The organism is Rhodococcus jostii RHA1 (assembly GCF_000014565.1).
GTDB lineage: Bacteria > Actinomycetota > Actinomycetes > Mycobacteriales > Mycobacteriaceae > Rhodococcus_F > Rhodococcus_F jostii_A.
Window position 1 is genome coordinate 3,437,743 of the sequence record NC_008268.1, and the last position, 17,924, is coordinate 3,455,666.

The window sequence follows — 17,924 nt, forward strand, 5'->3', positions numbered from 1 at the left end:
AATTTTTCGGCGACCCAATACCGTACGCGCGCAATGTCCGACACGGTATCGACCTCGGAAAGCGACCGAACAACGCCAGCTACGCACTGGTTCCCCATTTCCAGGACGAAGCCGACTTCCAGCAGTATCTCGACCACCCTCTCCACAAGGAGCTGATCCAGTCCACAATCGTGCCCAAGTGTGAATCCTGGCTCGGGGACCAATTCCTGACAGCCGAGTGACAATCACCCAGTACCTCAACCCGCACGGACTAAGGAGTTCACGCGATGGCTATCTACCAACCCACAGTATTCTCGACCGGGCATCAGTTTCTCGAGGCACCTCGCTGGCATGACGGAAAATTCTGGGCCAGCGACTTCTTCAGCGAACAGGTGCTCACCTTCGCCGAGGACGGCACCGCAACGCCGATAACCAAAGTGCCCGGACGACCGTCCGGACTCGGTTTCCTACCCGACGGGACCCCCCTTGTCGTCTCGCAGAACGAGCGGTTGGTGTATCGCATCACCGCCGGCGGCAAGCTCGAGCAGTATGCCGACTTCAGCGCACTGGCTGGAGGGATCGGCAACGACCTGTATGTGTCACCGGCGGGCGACGCGTATGCCGGCAATTTCGGATTCGCACTCGGTGAAGAGGATCCCAAGCCGACCCACCTCGTGCACATCCGGGCCGACCGCAGCGTCTCGCAGGTTCCTGGAGATCTGATCTTCCCCAACGGCTGCGCACGTACCCCCCATGGCACCCTGCTGGTCGCGGAAACCTTCCCGCACCGCATCAGCGCGTTCGACATGGCGGAGGATGGCGGTCTGACCAACCACCGAGTATGGGCGCAGCTCGACGAATCGTTTCATCCCGATGGCATCGCCCTGGACAGTGACGGCGGCCTCTGGTTCGGGAACGCGTTGACCCTCGGCGCCGACAGTGGCTTCTATCGCGTCGTCGAAGGCGGCCAGATCACCGATAAGGTCGAGGTCACCGACGCGTGGGCAGTGGCGTGCGCATTCGGCGGAGAGAACCTCGACACCCTCTACCTCTGCTGCAACACAACAACGCTCGACGAGTTTCACGAAGGACGCTCGACCGCTCATGTGGCCGTCGCGCAGGTCGGGCGCACCGGAGTTCCGGCGTCCATCTGAACGTGAGGAGACAGGCGTGAACACCATGATCGTCACAGAAGGCCGCGGCGGGATCGGGCTTGCGACAGCGCGTACCCTTCAGAAGATTGTCCGAAGCGCCAGGTCGTCCTGGTGGACCTCGACGCTGGCGAGGCCCCCGGCCTTCACTGATCGAGTCCCCGCGACGGCCGGGTTCATCGCGGGCGATCTTTTCGACCGGGCGGATTCATGCGGTCGTTGCACCATCGAGTAGTTCGTTGAGCTTTTCGGCTGGAGTATGCCAGTCGTGGGTTTTGCGGGGTCGGTCGTTGAGTTCATCGGCAACGAACCGCAGGTGCTCCTCGGAGTGCACGGACAGATCGGTGCCCTTGGGGAAGTATTGGCGCAGCAGCCCGTTGGTGTTCTCGTTCGAGCCTCGTTGCCACGGGGAGTGCGGATCGCAGAAGTAGATCTGCACCCCCGTGTCGACGGTGAACCGGGCGTGTTGGTGCATCTCGGTGCCCTGATCCCAGGTGATCGACCGGGCCAACGCCGACGGGAGCTCGCCGATCTTCGCCGCCTTCGCCTCGCGCACGTTCCGGGCGGAGTGCCCGTCGGGCAGGTGCAGCAGCAGCACGAACCGGGTGCTGCGTTCGACGAGGGTGCCGATCGCCGACCGGTTGGCTTCGCCCATGATGTAGGGGTCGGACCGGGGCGCGGTGCCGGGGTTGCTCCCGGTCCGTTTCCCCGGCCCGCCCTCCGCACCGGACGTGCGACTCTTCGGAATAAGTCTTTCCGCCACCGGCAGAGGAGCAAAGGTCCGAGACTTCAATTGGTCTCGAACCTGCCCCAGGAATGCGACCGTCTCGGCGTCCCCGGTGATGGATACAGGTGCCAGACGGTCGACACCGGCCGAACGTGCGCCCTTGTTGCCCCGCACCCGCTCCCACGCGACGGTGAGAAAATCTTCGGTGGTGGACGAGGTTGAACACATCATCGAAGAGGCGGTCGGGATCGTCGACCGCCCAGTGGTGCAGCTTGCGTTGCATCTGTCGTACCCGCCATGCCGCCCGATCGGGATCGGGCCATGACAGCTCACCGGTATTCACCAGCGCCTCCGTTCGTGTCGTACTCGCTGCATCAAATTCCGCTGGGGCCCTTCGCCATGTGCGAGGCTTTCCCCGCTCGGACTACTACGGCCCCTCCGCCCCACCGCGTGGCCATCGTCAGACGACGCGTCAACCCGACCAGCCGACCCCTGGAAGAGGCCGATGCTCGGGAGCCTCGCGGTGGTTCATGCTTGCCGGACCCAGACCATCCGGTAGTGCTGGCCTGTCCCGTCGTCCCACGTTCACTGCTAACCGCTCGAGGAGTGAGGTGCCCACCTATGCCCCTGCGATATCGCCACGGCTACGCCGCAGGCATTCACCGTGGCCTCCGGAGCCGACGACCTAAACCGACGTGGCGATTGAGCCGGTCACCGACGACGCTCGCGAACGAGACGGCGGATGTGACGCCAGTTACTTTCGAGCGATACCCTTCAGTATCGTTCGCCGTGTCGCTACCATCAATTGCACACCGTTTACCACCTCGTTAGAGGTGGCCGAGTGTGGATCATCCGGGTTCGTCCCGGCCCCACCGATGTCGAGCCCAGGCATCAACGCACCGAACCGCCCTGCGGACGTGGTGCCGCACCGATCACAGTCCCGGACCCAGGTCTGTCGCTGCCGCTACCCGACTGCCGCCTCCCGGGCATCAGAAGTGACACCGCGATGTGTCGAGGGGTCATGTCGCACAACATCTTCGGATGAAAAGTATGACAACGTGGTTGTTCCCGGGAGGCCACGCCAACCCACACCGATCCGCTTGGCATACCACGACAGCAAGCAAGCCCACCTCCGCCGGCCACACCCACGCGCTCCACCCTTACCGACAGATCGGCCCACCGCTCCACTCCGAAAGCGACCCAGCCCGCTGTGCCTAATCACTTCCACCACTCCCCCGCCCGGGACTGGCAACACCGCGCCTCCTGCCGCGGCACCGACACCGACCTGTTCTTCTCCCCCGACGGTGAACGCGGCAACGTCCGCGCCCGACGTGAGCGCGCCGCCAAACAGATCTGCCAAGACTGCCCCGTACTCGCACAGTGCCGCGCCCACGCCCTCACCGCCACCGAGGCCTACGGCATCTGGGGTGGCATGTCCGAAACCGAGCGCACCCGCCACATCCGACGCACCCGTTTCCCAGCCCGCCACCGCGACGCCACACACGCCCCGGCACCACACCACCACCGCTCTACCACCTGCTCGCGCACGTGACGAACACGCGGGCGGTGACATCGATACCCCCGTCACGGCTCCGCCTCCGAAACCTGCGAACGTATCTCCGCAAACCGGCAGACGGCACTCCTGAAGTCCCCATCCTCGACAACGGACTTTCTCCCGGAAGGAGTGACAACGAGCGGATCGATCGAATCATCGCCCCACGACGGTGCCCGTGTGCTCGTCGTCATCCTCTCCGCGGTGGTGGCGGTCGTGGGTTCGATCATCGGTTCAGGGGCGCCTGGTGGGAACCCCGATCTCCCAGGTCGCCGACGCCACCGCAGTGGCCCCCGGCGGAGCCTGCCTTCTTCTCCAACTGGACCCTGATCTACCTCGGGTTCCTCACGCTCGCGATCTGGCAGGCACTGCCCGCGCACCGCACCGATCCTCGGCAACACCGCGCCGGGTGGTGGCTCGCCGCGGCGATGATCCTGAACGCGGCATGGATAGCCTAGGTGAACGTCGTCAACGGCGCGAAGACGTTCATCGCCGGTGGCCGCCATGCCGGACGTGTCCTGGTGGTCTGCCGCACCTCGCCGCCGGAGAAGGCCAATCGCCGCGCCAGGTTGACCATCCTCGCGATCGACAGCACCTCACCGGGGTTCACCATCGGTCGTATGCTCGACAAACTGGGCCTGAAAGCTCAGGACACGTGCGAACTTTCGTTCGACGACGTCTGCGTCCCGGTCGAGGACCGCATCGGGGAAGAAGGGCACGCCTTCCGGTACCTTTCTCAGAACCTGCCGCAAGAGCGCCTGGTCAATGCCATCGGCGCCGTCGCCTCCGCCCGCCGGGCAGTCGAGCACACGGTGGACTACACCCGCAGCCGTACAGCGTTCGGCACGCCGATCGCTGGGTTCCAGAACACGAAGTTCGTCCTTGCCGACTGCGCAGCCGACATCGCGGCGGGACAGGCACTGATCGACGACGCCATCGAGAAGCACGACACGAACGCACTCACCCCTGCACAGGCCGCACTGGTCAAGCCGTCGACCACCGAAATGCAAAGTCGGGTCGTCGACAAGTGCCTACAGCTGCACGGCGGCTACGGCTACATTACCGAATACCCCATAGCCAAGCTTTACGCCGATGCGCGGGGAAACCCGCATCTTGGGTGGAACCAGCGAGGTGATGTGACACGCACGACCAAGGCCCCCGCTCCCGCAAGGGATCGGGGGCCGTTCGCGTCTTCCACCGTGTCGGTTCGGTCAGGTGAGCACAGCGGCGGGTGCGCCGCCCGGTGCGCCGGTGACTGCATACACGGCGCCGTCGGCGTAGTCGGTCACGTACAGCGTTCCGCCGGTGTCCGGATCGACGAGCAGGATTCGGTAGGGTCCATACGATCCGGAGGTCGAGCCGTCCGGGTCGGTCACGAAGGTCCCGAGCACGGCGTGTGTCGAGGTGTCGACCACCGAGACGGTCCGGCCGTCCGCGCCGGAGACATACAGCAGATCGCCGTCCGCGCTGATCGCCACGTCTTGTGCTCCCTCGGGCAGCCGGACCGTCGCGAGCTGGGTCCCGTAGGTGGTACTGGACGGGTCGACGTCGATCACCGCGACGACCTCGTATCCGCCCGTCACACGCCAGAGCCGTCCGGTGCCGTCGACGATGAACTGTCCGTTGGAGTAGCCGCCGCTGGCGAGCTCCACCGTGCTGACGTGGTACGTGGCATAGGCCCGGGTGCCGACCGCGTTGACAGCGACACTGCTGACGACATCGGTGAACTCGCTGCTCGAGCGGGTGAGGTCCCACACCGGCCCGACGGTGACCTCCGCCGTCCTGGTCATGGACTCGGTGTCGATCACGGTAACGGACGCACCGCTCGTGCCGTACAGGTGACGGCCGTCCTCGCTGACGGCCAGATCGGTGAAGTATCCGAGGGACTGCGAGGTCACGAGGGTGTTCGTTGCAGTGTCGACCACCGACACCGTGCCGTCCTCACCGCTGGCGTAGAGGCGCGTCCCGTCGGGGCTGACGGCCAACTCCTGCGCCAGGGAATAGCCCTGGTAGTCGGGGGAGGTGGGCAGCCAGATCGTGTCGACGACGGTGTCGGTGCTCGTGTCGATCACCGAGATGGTGCCGGTATAGGGACTGTTGACGTACACGCGGTCGACCGCCGGGGCGGCCGCGATGTTCGACGACGCCCAGTCGACCGTGATCGGCGCACCGACGACCGTGTTGGTGTCGCGGTCGACGACCTGCACGAAGCCGTCCTCGCTCACGACGTACAGCCGGTCGCCGACGAGAACCGCGCCGGTCGGGCTGCCTCCCGCCGGGATCGATGTCGAGTCGATGTCGAACCCGCCCGCGGCAGGCGCCGGCGTGACCGGGACGGTGACGTCGACGTTGGTCACGTACTGGCCGTCTCTGACGGTGAAGGTGACCGTGTCGGTGTCCGGTCCCTCCGACTGTCGGGCGAGGTCGCGGGCGGCGGCGGTCGGGGTGAAGACGAACGCCCCGTCCCCGGTGGCGACGACGGAACCGGACGGTGGTGCGGTGTAGGTGAAGGTCACGGGGTCGCCGTCGGGGTCGGGAGGGAGCGTGATCGTGACCGCGCCGTCGGACGTGCTAGGAGCGCCGACCGTCGATGCCGCGGATGGCGCGGAGTTGACCTGGGTGAGAGACAGTGCCCGCACCCGCCCGTCGACTGCGTCGGTCACACGCCACCGAGTGCCGTCGGCGCTCATGGCGATGCTGTGCGCGCCGGCCTCGGGGGCCGAGTCGATACCGACATTCGACACCACCTTGGCGGTCGCGGTGTCGATCACCCACAACCGATCCGAGTCGGTCACGACGTACGCGGCGCTGCCGTCGTAGCTGACACGCACGGCGGTCGGCCGAGCCCCGACGGCCACGGTGCCGACGACTTTGTTGGTGGCGGTGTCGATGACCGAGAGGGTGTTGCTGCCGCTGTTGGTGACGTACGCGCGGGTGCCGGTGGGGTTGACGGCGACGGCGTTGGGTGTGGTGCCGACCCCGACGGTGGCGAGGACGGTGCTGGTGGCGGTGTTGATCACCGACACGGTGCCGCTGCCGCTGTTGGTCACGTACGCGCGGGTCCCGGCCGGGTTGACGGCAACGGCGTTGGGTGCGGTGCCGACCCTGACGGTGCCGACGACCTTGTTGGTGGCGGTGTCGATCACCGACACGGTGCCACTGCCGCTGTTGGTCACGTACGCGCGGGTCCCGGCCGGGTTGACGGCGACGGCGTTGGGTGCGGTGCCGGTCGTGACGGTGGCGACAACCTTGTTGGTGGCGGTGTCGATCACCGACACGTTGCCGCTGCCGCTGTTGGTGACGTACACCCGGGTCCCGGCCGGGTTGGCCGCGACGCCGGTCGGCGAGGTGCCGACGGGCACCGAGCCGACGACGGCGTCGTTTGCGTCGAGCACGGAGACGCTCTTCGAACCCTGGTTTGCCACATAGGTTCTGGTGCCGGCGAACACCACACCGGACGGGTTGGACCCGACAGTGGTGGACTGCACTTCCTGCATCCGTGCCGCAGATACCGGAACCTGCACCTGCACGTCCACCTGGTTGCTGGACTGGACGTCGGTGACGGTGACAGTGAACGAGTCGTAATTGGCGTTCGGGTCCAGCGCGGCCGGGTTCAGCGCGGCCGCAGAGGCTGCCTGGCGCGCTGCCTGGGTTGGGGTGTACTTGAAGCCGCCGGTACCGTCGACGGTGACCGTTCCGCCGCTCGGCGGTCCGGTGACCTCGTAACGAAGTTGGTTGCCGGACGCATTGATCGAGCCGAGCACCGTACCGGTGCCGCGATCGGGCGCATAGACGATCGGCCCGGCAGTGGATGCAGAGCTCGTGCCGGTGGATGCGGCGCTCGCGACGGCGAACGATTCGATCGGCTCGCCGGTCGCAACGGGGGATGTTCGTGTTCCGGCGACCGATTCGATCGGCTCGCTGGTCGTGACGGGGGCGGCAGCCAGCGCTCGGCTCGCGTCGGTGGTGATGGCCTTCTCCTGTCGACGGCACCACGCCGCGGCCAGTGCCCAGAACGTCGGCGACTCGATCGGAACCTGTGGGTCATTCGACAGGAACGGACGAAGACCGAGGGCGCCGAGCACCTTCGACACGACGCTGGATGCGACATCCACCGCCGGGGTGGGCAGAGACGGGGCCAATGCCTGCGTCCCGACCTGCGGCGCGTCCGCACGGGCGTCGGATACCCGGCGCGCCAGGGCCGTCGTCCCGTCGATCGTGGTGATCGCGGGAGCCACCGCCGAAACTGCAGCCGGAATCACTGCCGGCGCGGCCGGGACGGGTCCGCGCATTGCCGGGCCCTCCACCATGGCCGGCGGGGCGAGTGCCGTGCCGAAGCTGCCCGTCACCGGGGTGGTCGATGGGTTCGACGCAACGGCGCTGCCCGCAGGTGCGCGGTCGTGACCCTGTGCGGGTGCCGAGGACGAGGACGAATCCGATCGCTCGGCGACTGCTCCCGCCGGAGGCCGGTCGGCCGGCGCGATCGCGGCCCCGGACACGTCGATGGTGTCCGGGGCCGTGGTGGCAGAACTCGATCCGACCTGCCCGGACTCGTCTGCTGTCGTGCCCGGATCCGGCATGCCACCGCCGTCCGCCGTCGACGAGCCGTCGGGTGTCGTGGGGTCGGGTGGCGTGCCGGTGTCGAGGGTCGTCGCGCCGGACCCGTTCGCCACGTCGTTCGAGGTGGAGGACGTGGATTCGGTGCCCGCGGTGGAGTGGGTATCGGTGCCGGAGGTGGATTGCGAATCCGTGTTCGAGTCGCCGGTCGTCGACGATCCGGATCTGCCGCTCGCCGAGTCCGAGTCGGTACCCGATGCGCCGGATGACGTCCGGTCCGACGAAGTCCCGTCCGTGGATCGGTCCGTGGATCTCCGGTCGGACGACGTCTTGTCGGAGGATGCCTGGTCGGAGGAGTCGGAACTCGACGACGTGGACGAGTCGCCGACGGACGGTGCTGCCACCGCCATGCCCGCCGGCGCGACCGCAAGCCCTATGCCCACTGCCACCGCCAGCTCGCCGAGGTGCTTCAGATGCTTGTCGTCAATCATGGGTTACTCCTCCATGAGGACGCTTCGAACTGCAGTCCGGACGCACCATCCAAGGGCTGGGCTGGCTTATCGCCTCGAAGCGCTTCTCGAGTTGCATGGGACAGCAATGATCGTCTCGCTCAGTCGCGGATCTGAACCGCGTAGTCGACTACGCGATTTTTCTGGTTACTGCGGCGACGCGCGATCAGCGCAGTCTGGCGTGGTAGCGGTGGCCTTCGACTGTGCGGACGGAGACTCCGAGGCGTTCGGCGATCTCTTTGTTGGTGAAGCCCTGGGAGACGAGGGCGACGATTTCGCGCTGCCGTCTCGTCAGTGGGGTGGTTTCGACGGCTTGGCGCAGTGCGGGGGTGTTGACTCCGCGGTGGGTGCCTGCCAGCGTCCTGGCACGTTCGATGGCTGTCAGTGCGGAACCGTGATGTTGCTGTTCGCGGAAGAGAGTTCCGGCTTGGGCCGAGGCATCGGTCGCTGCGACAATGTCACCGATTTCTTCGTACCGCCGTGAGGCTTCGGCGAGTTTTTCGCCGTTTACGCTGGTCAGACCATTGGCATGCAGTGCAACGGCGTGGACGCGTGGCCCGTCGACGAGCGCGGTGAGCTCGTTCACCCGGTGCGCTGTGGTGCGATCGCCGAATTGCGATGCGGCTTGCAGACACAGGAGTTCTTGGCCGAAGTGGCCGCGTTCGGCCGCGATCGAGGCCGCCTTCCGGGCGATGCGGATTGCATCGGCGATCATCTCCTGGGCGGCCGCAGCCCATGCTTTGGCGAGGGTGCACGCTGATCGGAGGAAGCCGTAGGGATTCAGCGTGTCGAGATCGCGCACCAGCTCCGCTGCGCGTTTCCCGTCCCCGCGACGCGATAACGCGAGAATCAGGTAAACCCGGCAGCTGACGACAGCTGATCTGTCGTACGTGGTGGTACGGAATTCGCGATCCGCCCTGTTCAGAACCTCGAGCGCAGCGCTCAGATGACCTTGGGACAGGTCCACATAGCTGTAAAGCAATGAGACGAACAAGCCTATGGTTCCGGGAGTGTTCGCGGCATACTCGACAAACTGGGTCATGACTTGTTCCGCGGCCTGAAGGTACCCCGCGATGAACATTGCTTCGATGTGGAAGTAGACGATCCCGTACTCCAGCGCGGAAGCATCACTAGATGTTGCGACCAAAGCGGAGGCACGCTTGGTCAACGGAGAAACCTTGGCGGCATTTCCCGAGTAACCGTGGGCAATGACCAGGGCGCATGAGGTGAGCACGAATGCCATATCGCTCGGCGCAGCCTGAAAGACCACGTTTCCTGCGGCGATCGCGCGGTCAGGTCGGCCTTGCACCGACTCGAGGAGTGCTTCGAATGCGGCTAGCTCGGATGATTTGTGGTTATAGGGCGCTACCTTGGCGATTGCCAGTTCGTGCCTCGCCCGTTCGGGATCGCCGAGGCTCCAGCAGAGGGTGCCGACTCGCATAACGGACAGTCGCCGTTGCTCCTCGATCGTTAGCGCGTTCTGATCGAGCGCCTCGAGCAGGGTGAATGCATCCTGCGCCCGACCGACGTGATGGAGCACCCAGTAGTGCAGCATCGCGCCTTGGAAGCCGCTGTCAGATATATGTCCGGCGTCCGCGAAACGAAGGGCGAGGGGAGCATCGTGGAGCCGTAGTGCGGTGGCGGTGGCGGCGAGGTGAAGCCCCAGGTCGGGTGGCAGGTCGGATTCGAGGGTCAGCAATGCGCGTCGCAACAAAGCTGCGGGTGTTGGATCAGGACGGGTGGACAGAGCGGTTGCGAGACGACCGCGCAGGCGGCGCAGTTGTAGGAGGTTGCCAGTGCTGCGACGGACTTCACCGTAGAGGGGGTGGCTGAGGCGGACGGCGATATCGCCGTTGTCGCTGGTCATGTCGATGAGGCCGCGGGAATGCACTTCCTTGACCGCATGCGGGCTGGTGAGGATTTCCAACACCGTGCCGTCAATGGGTTCGCCAATCGCGAGGTAGTCGAGGACTTCTGTCGTGTCATCGGTCAGCGAACCAAGCTGGCCGGTAATGAGTTTGGCGAGGGTGGGTGAGACGACGGGTTCACCGCTCCACCGCCAGGTGCCGACGTCGCGCACGAGCCGTCCGGCGTCCCGTTCCTGGCGAACGAGATGCCGGAGGAACAGCACATTGCCGCGGGTCAGGTTCCACAGTTCGGCCGCCGTTGCGGGGGCGACGGGCCCAGCTAGCGCTTGCGAAAGCAAGCGTTCAGTGTCGTTCTCGCCCAAGGGATCTAAATCGATCCGGTTGAGGAACCCGTCTTTCCAGAGGGTGGTGATGGTGTCGGGGACCGGTTCGGTGCTGCGCAGGGTGAGCACGACCCGGGCAAGGCCGCGCTGCACGAGTTGCTGGATGACGACGACGGACAGGTCGTCGAGCAGGTGAACGTCGTCGACGGCCACGACTACGGGCTTGTCGCCAGCAGTGAGCGCTTTGATGACGGTATGGATGACCATCATCGGGTCGGCCTGCGAGATCGGCGCCCATTGAGCAAACGCTCCCAACGGAAGAGTTCGGGCCGAGGCCGTAGCCGTGACCCACCGGACGGCGTGCCGTTTGGCAAGTACGGCGACGGCGGCACTCGCCAACCGACTCTTGCCAACACCGACACCGCCCGCCACAAGGACCCCAGAGTCATCACCAGAGCCTTCGATAACCGCCCAGATGCGCCGCAGTTCCTCATCCCGGCCAACAAGTGGCCAGACACCGTCCACGGCGCAATCTTAGCTACTGCGTTAGTAGGCGGCGGGAAATCATCGATCCCTGACGCTCCGCGTCTTTCAGCGGTAGTTGGCGCGACGGATCCCCCGCATTCACGCCGAAGCGATGAGACGCCAATACACCGCGCCATCTGTCATCGACCCTGAGACGGGTAAACGCCGTGCCGGCCAGGTCCATGGTCGTCCGATGCGACTTCGTGCACTCGAAGATCCGATTCTCCAACCAGTGCTTCGTAGTGACAGTCGCGGTTGGTACGACAGCCAGGACTTTTACCAGCGGGAGTACCTGTACGAACTGACCGATTTACCGCAAACCCGAGACCTGCCGCTGGTCGCTGAGTGGCCCGAGATCGGACTCGAACCTGTGACCACGCACCTGGTGCTTCCTGACCCGTCAGAGCTTGCCGGCGCGATCATTCCTCTGCCTTAGCGGAATTCGACGACCGTTGGTGGATCCGCTCGCGGGAACCACCTGTTCGCCGACGCGTTTCCGGACCGTTCCGCAGGTGGTTCGGTGACCTGTCATTGAGCGTCAGCGGATCCTCCGGCGGGTACTCGAAGATGGTTACAGAGTCGATCGGACTGGGGAAGGTGAGACGAGTGCGATACACGGGCGGCGCAGAGGTCGACCGCATGTTCTGTCTGAAGGACGAGGATGAACGCGCATGGGAGGAGCTTCCGCCACTTCCGGAAATCGGTTTCGGCCTAGCCGGCAGCGATCCCGGGATGGTCTACGTCTATACCGGGATGTACATGGGTCCGCTCGATCTCGAGGTGCAAGTGCTCGGCGACCGTCCAGTCACTGTCGACGACGGTTGGGAAGACATCGAGGAGGTTTCGTTCGAGACATTTTCCGACACTGTCACCGTGCTGACCGACTCGGAGACGCCGATCGCTGGTTTTCCGCCTACCGTTCTCTCCGCCGGCGCGGGAACCTATCGCGTCCGAGTCCACTCATTCGGGCGTGACCTTATGTGGGACCTCGTCGCGGAAGTGCCGTTCGAGCAGTACAAGATTCAGATCTGGCCCGCCAGACTAGCTGGCCCGGTCGTGGTCCAACATCGGAGTGTGCACGCAGTGATGGGCCGCTGAAAGGCCTCCGATTTTGTCTGCTCATCGATGGTTTAGCGGGACCGCACGCCGACGCCTCGCATGGTGTTGAGTTCTCGCAAAGGCCCGAGGTGAGGTCGCCGAGCGGATCGGCGGCTTCCGCGGAATGGACCGGGGGGCGGCGGCGTGTCAGCCGGATGCGGGGCCTGGCTGATCCGACGTGGGGCGGGGGGTGTGCTGGAGTTCAGCGTTGATGCGTCGGGCCTCGACGAGTTGGTCTTCCAGGATGATGATGCGGCACGCGGAATCGAGCGCGGTGCCCTGGTCGATCAGTTCGCGGGCTCGGGCGGCGAGACGCAGCTGGTACCGGGAGTAGCGGCGGTGGCCGCCCTCCGAGCGCCCGGGGGTGAGCAGCTTCGCGGCGTCGAGGCTGCGCAGGAATGCCTGTGTCACGCCGAGGATCTCGGCGGCGTGACCCATGCTGTACGCCGGGTAGTCCTCGTCGTCGAGCTTCCCGGCCGCGCGTCGGTCGGGCGAATCTTCCGGAATGGGGTGACACCTTTCCAACGGACAGGGCCCCCGGCGCCGTGAGGCACCGGGGGCCGGAGCGGGTTTCACTTCCTTGTTCACTGCACTTCTTCCGGCTGTCGGGCCTTCGTGCCGCCCGGCAGCCGCCGGATATGCCGGGGCCTTACACACTCATATCAACCCTTGCCCGGCACATCCTGGTCTTGCGTTACTTCTCTGCGGGCAGTTCATTCTCTCCCGCACCTCGTGAACTCTTTCCTTGCGACGAGAGGAACTCTACAACGGCGACGCCTCAATGTCTACAGTCACCACTACAGATATTCTGGAGCGGTTGACCGGGGATTTCACACCCGGCAGCCGACTTTTCTGTCCACGTCGGCGGCCGCTCGCTCGACGGACCGGCTCTCGTTGATCGATGACGGACGACGAAGTCAGCAGTCGCAGTAGGCGTCGAGATGTCCGTTTCCTCAGATCAGGTGTGGTCGTCCCGATCCGTCGTCGGCCGGATTACTGGTATCGAGATCGGGAATCAGATGTGAGTGCCGGATCGATATTCAGGGAGTATCGGCATGGCGCAGGGCATTACGAAGTGCGCAGAGTTCGGCGTGTACGGGGACCGGGACGAAGCATTCCGGGTCTGCGCCGGGCTACGCGCCCAGGGATACGACGCGGGCGTATGCGGCGGTACCGGTGAGCGGATCGAACACGTCGATCCCACGCAGCCGGCCCCCGATACGGACGCACATCTCGCACCTGCACCCGAGGGGGCGTCGGAGAGCACGCCGTGGGAAGCCGGGGTGGACGTGGTCGCTTGCCGTCCCCGGTGGGGTTGGCATCGTCGCGGAGTCCCTCCTGCAGCCGTCTTTTGCTGCAGCGGAAGGACTCACAGCATGTTCGCGCCGGCGCGAGCCGCGTAGCTCGGTGGCGGCTGCAGCAGCTACTGGTCTGAACTGATGCAGCCTGGACCGCTCCGATGCTCCGGACCATCGGAGTGCCTGCCTGGTGAATACCCCGGCTGCGCCGCACCAACGCGAACACCTGGGCGGAGATCCGGCGGGGCGTCGGGCGGCCCCGCAGATGCTGCGGGCACCTGCTGTGCCCGGCGTTGTGAGCGCCCGCTTCCCCATCACCGGTCGCGGGCACACGGACGCCACCCCTACGACAGAGAGCGTGTTGGCCGTGCCGGCCAAACAGGAACACCACACCCCCGGTTCCGATCAGACGGTGGCCTGAGAGCCCGCCGCCAGCCACCGGCGGCATCGAGGTCCACCGTCGGCGCCCTCTGGCCGCACAAACACACCTGACGCTGGAGTTGGTCCGGATCACCTCGTTCGACTCCGGGCTGAGCGTGCATCTGACGCTTACCGCCAACGGTCGACCCGCGGTGGCGGCGCGGATGTAGACCCGCCCCCTCACCGACGCCCGCGACAGCTCCAGGCACTGGTCGTACCTCGATGTCTGGATCGGAGCCGATCAGCTTGCGGTCGCCGACCCGTACCGTGCCCGTCCGGACCTGCGCGCCGGGGACGGCGGCGTGTGCATGTACCGCACCGAACCGCATTACTGGATCCCGATTTCCCCACCCACACCGTTCCTGACGATCACCGCCGAATGGGCCCAGATCGGCCTCGAATCCGTCGTCACCACCTTGAACCTGACCACCCAGCCCCGCAGCTGACGTTCCCCTCAAGGAACGCGGTCGCGACGTCAGGCGGCCAGGTCCGGGGGATCGGGAGCATCGACGTCCAGGAGGAAGTCGAGCCAGATCAGGGCGTCGGCGAGCAGCGTGGCCCGCTGCACCGGGTCCAGCTCCCGCCCGGCCGCCGCGAGCCGCTCCGCTCCTGCCTCGGGGTCGTCGGCCAGGAACGCCCCGGCCGTGCGCAGCACCCAGTCCCCGGATTGCGGAAGCTCCGCGGGGTCGACTACACCGCCGTCCGTGCGATGCACGTCAACGGCGAACTCCTGTCCCGACGGCGCGGGTCCGAGACGGGCCACGATCACCTCCGCGATCGCCTCGATCACCCAGGCCAGCACCTGCTCGTAGTCCGGATGCCCGGAACCGGGATGAGGATTGCACCCCATCGCCGACAGCGCATGCGAGAGGGTGGCACTGTCGCGGTCTCCGACCAGCTCCACCAACCGTCCCCCGATGACCGCCGCATCGACCGGCCGCGCCGCCTCTGAATCCATGACCACCGAGTGCCCCGCCACACCGGCGTGCACACCGGCACCCGCGTCCGACGCGACCGGACCGGCGTGCACGCTCGCTCCGGCCGTGTTCGGTGGTGACCCCGCCCGCGCCTCCATTGGGTTACGACACGATGGTCGGATCCGACTCCGTTTCCCACACCATCTTCATGGAGCAACCAGTGTTGCGAAATAGGACACAAGTCATCTCATCCCTACTTTTACCCTTCTCAGGTGCGCACTCCATATGCATATTCGGAACCGTTCCATGTCCCATCCCCCCGCTAGAGGAGGTCGCGAACTCGCACAGCCGGGCGATACTTCTACCTCGGCCCGCGCCCCACGTTGGTGCGCCCACGGCGGCGGCCCTCCCGAGGTGATCAGAACCGATTTCGGGATGGACACCGCAGCGTTCTGTCGGGCACTGGTCGCGTATCTCGACGTCGCCGCGCCGGCACCGCTGCGGCCGCTTGGTCGAGCAAGTGATCACCGTCGCTCGTCGAAGGTTCTGGCTGGGCACCTGAACCTAAAGAGACCGTCCGGACTGATTGTGAAGAATGTTGTTTGCGAAAGGATTACCGCGGTGACAGGTCCGCAGCGCAAATACCCGTGAGTGAGATGAGTGAGACCGATCCGATGACTTGTATATCCGCTCGTGCGCCGAACACTGTGCCGGCTTCCCGCCGTGAAGGTACGCCACGGACCGGACCGCCCGCCGACCGTGATCGTGGAGATTGGCGCATGCTGGGGTCGTGCCGGAATGTCGAGTCGTCGTTGTTCTTCTCTCCAGAGGGGGAGCGTGGTCGGGACCGGGCGCGGCGCGAAGCGCGCGCCAAACGCGTCTGCCAGGACTGCCCGGTGCTCACCGAATGCCGCGAGTACGCCCTGGCCGTTGCCGAACCGTACGGGACGTGGGGCGGGATGTCCGAGAACGACCGCAGACGGCACATCCGGCCCCGGCAACGAGAGGGGCGGGCCGCCGACCTTCCTGTCGAGGAACCGCTGCGCTGACAGACGATGCGCCGCCCTGAGAACTTCCACATCCTGTCTGGAATGCACGGGGTTGCTCGAAATCGACCCGCGAGCCCCCTACGAGATTCTTCGGACTGAGTATTGATGTAAGCGGTAGTGGTACTGAGCATTTGGTAGGTAAATCGGATGCGGATGATTCTGGCGTCTTCGATCACCTCGCGGCCGCCGGTGCTGTGCCGGGGCGGCATGAGCACCGCGGAGATCAAAGCGAGGATCGAGGCCATGTTCGCCGACGACCGACGACCGGTCAGCCAGACGGGTCCACTCTGACACATCAAGGGGGACAGGATGAATGTGCTACTTCTGCTGGTTTTGCTGATCACCGCGGTCGCTGTCGTGCTGGCGATGCAGACCGACGAGTAGTCCCGCTTTCGGCACTGAACGGCGCGTCACCGACCGGCGTTCTACTGGTCTTCGTTCCCTTTCAGCAGTTCATCGATGGTTGCTGTCTCGGTGGCTTCCTCATGGTCGTCGAACAGCGTTCCGATTCCTCGATCACCACCAGCGGGAACTTCCGCACCCCGGCCCTTTTGAACACCATTCAAGAAGTCGGTGCCGACCGGCTGCTGTTCTCCGCCGACTACCCGTTCGAGGACATGCGCGAAGCCGCGGAATGGTTCGACCGGCTGGAAATCAACGACAACGACCACATCAAGATCGCCCGCACCAACGCCCCAAGCACTGCTGAAACTCTGAGCACCACCAGCCCGCGGCGGGACCACGGATATCAAGCTGCTTTTTCTGCTGAACGATGAGGAGCATCGAAGGGGCGACAGCGGCAGGCACGTAACGGAATCCATCACCAACCTGCCGAATCCACACCACACTCACGGTATCCGTCCATCAACGCGTGAAATCGTGCGACAGCTCTCAGTGCGAATCGGGTACTCCAGGGCAAATCCATCCGGCGTCCTTTGTGCGACACAGAAGCGTGCTGCAGGCGACGCCGTGCCGACATAGGACACGTGCCGCGGGCCCAGCCGATTCGCCCGTATGTGGTCGAGATCGTCATGGGCGCGGTGAAGGGTGCGGGCCCAGTGCTGGGTTCGTCCATGTGCGGCGGAGTCCAGGGCATGCGGAACAGGTGGAGGTCGTGGTGCGCACCGCGACCGGGCGAACGAGTCGGGATGCTCTCCGACGGGTGCTCTACATCTTCTCGCCGGGCAGGTTGCTTGCCTGCTCGATCCAGGAACGCAGCCGTCCCTCGTCGAGATCGTCGTCTTCGCAGATGTCGACGTAGCGCACCTCGGCGTGCTTGGACGCCTTGGGCGGAACAGGGTCCAGCGAGGTCCCACGGAAGAACTGAACCTGGACGTACTTCGTGTAGCAGCGGAAGCTGAGGAACCAACCCTCGCCGTCGTGCCCGTAAAACGGTTGGTTCCACTTCACGGCCTTGTGCACATCGGGGACGGTCCGCACGATCAGGCTGTCGAGCCGCTCGCCCAGCGAGCGCTTCCACTCGGGCATCGCGGCGATATAGGCCTGCACCGGTCCGTCACCCTCCCCCTTCGGGATCTGCGGGTTCCCACCGGAGAGCAGCTTCGGTTCGGAGCCAGCGTTCTTGTTCGCGTTGTTCCTACTGGTCGGCATCGATCCTCCATCGTTTGTGCTCGTCAAACGGCCGAGGTGGCGGTCTACGCGTCGAGCTGTGAGCGCCGCCCCCCGGCGCCCGGCACCACGAAGGAGCCACCCACTCGAAGCCGGCGGGCGAATGAGACACATTTCGTCGCCGTCCACCACTCGCGGAGACCGCAGCAGCGCCCACAAAAAACCCGTCGCGGCCCCGCAACCACAACTTACCTACGGTGAACTCGCGGAGCCGGTGCACCGCGCTCGCGGTGTTCACCAACAGCGCCGAGAAGGGCGGATGGCACCCCGCACCACTCACACTGAAGATCACGATCATCCGCCGCCGGGTCGGAGCAATTCC

Annotated in this window: 14 protein-coding genes and 3 pseudogenes; 11 read left to right on the forward strand and 6 right to left on the reverse strand. The window is 65.4% G+C overall.

What is annotated here, in order from left to right:
- The first annotated feature begins 17 nt into the window (after nt 1-17).
- Both RHA1_RS53605 and RHA1_RS15765 read left to right on the forward strand, forming a co-directional pair.
- Nucleotides 18-221: a Dabb family protein gene (locus RHA1_RS53605; protein ID WP_083853074.1), complete on the forward strand. Its 204-nt coding sequence runs from the start codon at nt 18-20 to the stop codon at nt 219-221.
- Between the two features lie 45 nt (nt 222-266).
- Entirely contained in the window at nt 267-1,133 is an 867-nt protein-coding gene (locus tag RHA1_RS15765; RefSeq protein ID WP_011595906.1) for an SMP-30/gluconolactonase/LRE family protein, read from the forward strand.
- 205 nt (nt 1,134-1,338) lie between these two features.
- On the opposite strand, the pseudogene RHA1_RS51880 reads toward RHA1_RS15765, so the two are convergent.
- A pseudogene (locus RHA1_RS51880) lies at nt 1,339-1,788 on the reverse strand (IS30 family transposase); the annotation flags it as partial.
- 1,279 nt (nt 1,789-3,067) lie between these two features.
- On the opposite strand from RHA1_RS51880, the gene RHA1_RS15775 reads away from it, so the two are divergent.
- The 3 genes and pseudogenes from RHA1_RS15775 to RHA1_RS46110 all read left to right on the forward strand — a co-directional run.
- On the forward strand, nt 3,068-3,409 hold the full coding sequence (locus RHA1_RS15775; protein WP_011595908.1) for a WhiB family transcriptional regulator: 342 nt from the start codon (nt 3,068-3,070) through the stop codon (nt 3,407-3,409).
- Between the two features lie 132 nt (nt 3,410-3,541).
- Nucleotides 3,542-3,864: pseudogene (locus tag RHA1_RS51885) on the forward strand (TspO-related membrane protein); the annotation flags it as partial.
- A 9-nt stretch (nt 3,865-3,873) separates the two neighbouring features.
- Nucleotides 3,874-4,549, forward strand: a pseudogene (locus RHA1_RS46110) (acyl-CoA dehydrogenase family protein); the annotation flags it as partial.
- Between the two features lie 71 nt (nt 4,550-4,620).
- On the opposite strand, the gene RHA1_RS15790 reads toward RHA1_RS46110, so the two are convergent.
- Together RHA1_RS15790 and RHA1_RS15795 are read right to left on the reverse strand one after the other, a co-directional pair.
- The gene (locus tag RHA1_RS15790) at nt 4,621-8,457 is read right to left on the reverse strand and encodes a YVTN family beta-propeller repeat protein (protein ID WP_041811519.1); all 3,837 of its coding nucleotides are present in this window, start codon (nt 8,455-8,457) and stop codon (nt 4,621-4,623) included.
- A gap of 184 nt (nt 8,458-8,641) precedes the next feature.
- On the reverse strand, nt 8,642-11,191 hold the full coding sequence (locus RHA1_RS15795; protein WP_237726911.1) for a LuxR C-terminal-related transcriptional regulator: 2,550 nt from the start codon (nt 11,189-11,191) through the stop codon (nt 8,642-8,644).
- Nucleotides 11,192-11,384: 193 nt separating this feature from the next.
- Between RHA1_RS15795 and RHA1_RS15800 the strand changes: the two genes are divergently transcribed.
- The gene (locus RHA1_RS15800; RefSeq protein WP_148228402.1) at nt 11,385-11,627 is read left to right on the forward strand and encodes a hypothetical protein; all 243 of its coding nucleotides are present in this window, start codon (nt 11,385-11,387) and stop codon (nt 11,625-11,627) included.
- Between the two features lie 170 nt (nt 11,628-11,797).
- Nucleotides 11,798-12,289, forward strand: coding sequence for a hypothetical protein (locus RHA1_RS15805; RefSeq protein WP_148228403.1), 492 nt, complete (start codon nt 11,798-11,800; stop codon nt 12,287-12,289).
- Nucleotides 12,290-12,436: 147 nt separating this feature from the next.
- Here the strand turns inward: RHA1_RS15805 and RHA1_RS44590 are convergent, their stop codons facing one another.
- A complete protein-coding gene (locus RHA1_RS44590) occupies nt 12,437-12,877 on the reverse strand; it encodes a MerR family transcriptional regulator (protein ID WP_237726912.1) in 441 nt (146 codons plus the stop codon).
- Nucleotides 12,878-14,315: 1,438 nt separating this feature from the next.
- Between RHA1_RS44590 and RHA1_RS50520 the strand changes: the two genes are divergently transcribed.
- Complete coding sequence (locus tag RHA1_RS50520) at nt 14,316-14,453, forward strand: hypothetical protein (RefSeq protein ID WP_167540944.1); 138 nt, start codon at nt 14,316-14,318, stop codon at nt 14,451-14,453.
- A 29-nt stretch (nt 14,454-14,482) separates the two neighbouring features.
- Here the strand turns inward: RHA1_RS50520 and RHA1_RS15815 are convergent, their stop codons facing one another.
- On the reverse strand, nt 14,483-15,037 hold the full coding sequence (locus tag RHA1_RS15815; RefSeq protein ID WP_011595918.1) for a hypothetical protein: 555 nt from the start codon (nt 15,035-15,037) through the stop codon (nt 14,483-14,485).
- A gap of 543 nt (nt 15,038-15,580) precedes the next feature.
- Between RHA1_RS15815 and RHA1_RS15820 the strand changes: the two genes are divergently transcribed.
- The 3 genes from RHA1_RS15820 (at nt 15,581) to RHA1_RS15825 (ending at nt 16,749) form a co-directional block, all read left to right on the forward strand.
- On the forward strand, nt 15,581-15,973 hold the full coding sequence (locus RHA1_RS15820) for a WhiB family transcriptional regulator (RefSeq protein WP_011593806.1): 393 nt from the start codon (nt 15,581-15,583) through the stop codon (nt 15,971-15,973).
- 147 nt (nt 15,974-16,120) lie between these two features.
- Nucleotides 16,121-16,264, forward strand: coding sequence for a hypothetical protein (locus RHA1_RS50525; protein WP_016881952.1), 144 nt, complete (start codon nt 16,121-16,123; stop codon nt 16,262-16,264).
- Between the two features lie 194 nt (nt 16,265-16,458).
- Nucleotides 16,459-16,749 carry an amidohydrolase family protein gene (locus tag RHA1_RS15825; protein ID WP_011595921.1) on the forward strand — a complete coding sequence of 97 codons (291 nt, stop codon included), beginning with the start codon at nt 16,459-16,461 and terminating at the stop codon, nt 16,747-16,749.
- Nucleotides 16,750-17,140: 391 nt separating this feature from the next.
- Here the strand turns inward: RHA1_RS15825 and RHA1_RS15830 are convergent, their stop codons facing one another.
- Nucleotides 17,141-17,584 carry a DUF1801 domain-containing protein gene (locus tag RHA1_RS15830; RefSeq protein WP_011595923.1) on the reverse strand — a complete coding sequence of 148 codons (444 nt, stop codon included), beginning with the start codon at nt 17,582-17,584 and terminating at the stop codon, nt 17,141-17,143.
- Nucleotides 17,585-17,924 lie beyond the last annotated feature (340 nt).

Bases quoted from the DNA above. Each gene is read 5' to 3' on its own strand.
- RHA1_RS15765 (WP_011595906.1), top strand. From the start codon at position 267: ATGGCTATCTACCAACCCACAGTATTCTCGACCGGGCATCAGTTTCTC.
- RHA1_RS15790 (WP_041811519.1), bottom strand. From the start codon at position 8,457: ATGATTGACGACAAGCATCTGAAGCACCTCGGCGAGCTGGCGGTGGCA.
- RHA1_RS15800 (WP_148228402.1), top strand. From the start codon at position 11,385: ATGCGACTTCGTGCACTCGAAGATCCGATTCTCCAACCAGTGCTTCGT.
- RHA1_RS50520 (WP_167540944.1), top strand. From the start codon at position 14,316: ATGTACCGCACCGAACCGCATTACTGGATCCCGATTTCCCCACCCACA.
- RHA1_RS15820 (WP_011593806.1), top strand. From the start codon at position 15,581: ATGAGTGAGACCGATCCGATGACTTGTATATCCGCTCGTGCGCCGAAC.
- RHA1_RS50525 (WP_016881952.1), top strand. From the start codon at position 16,121: ATGCGGATGATTCTGGCGTCTTCGATCACCTCGCGGCCGCCGGTGCTG.
- RHA1_RS15825 (WP_011595921.1), top strand. From the start codon at position 16,459: ATGGTCGTCGAACAGCGTTCCGATTCCTCGATCACCACCAGCGGGAAC.
- RHA1_RS15830 (WP_011595923.1), bottom strand. From the start codon at position 17,584: ATGCCGACCAGTAGGAACAACGCGAACAAGAACGCTGGCTCCGAACCG.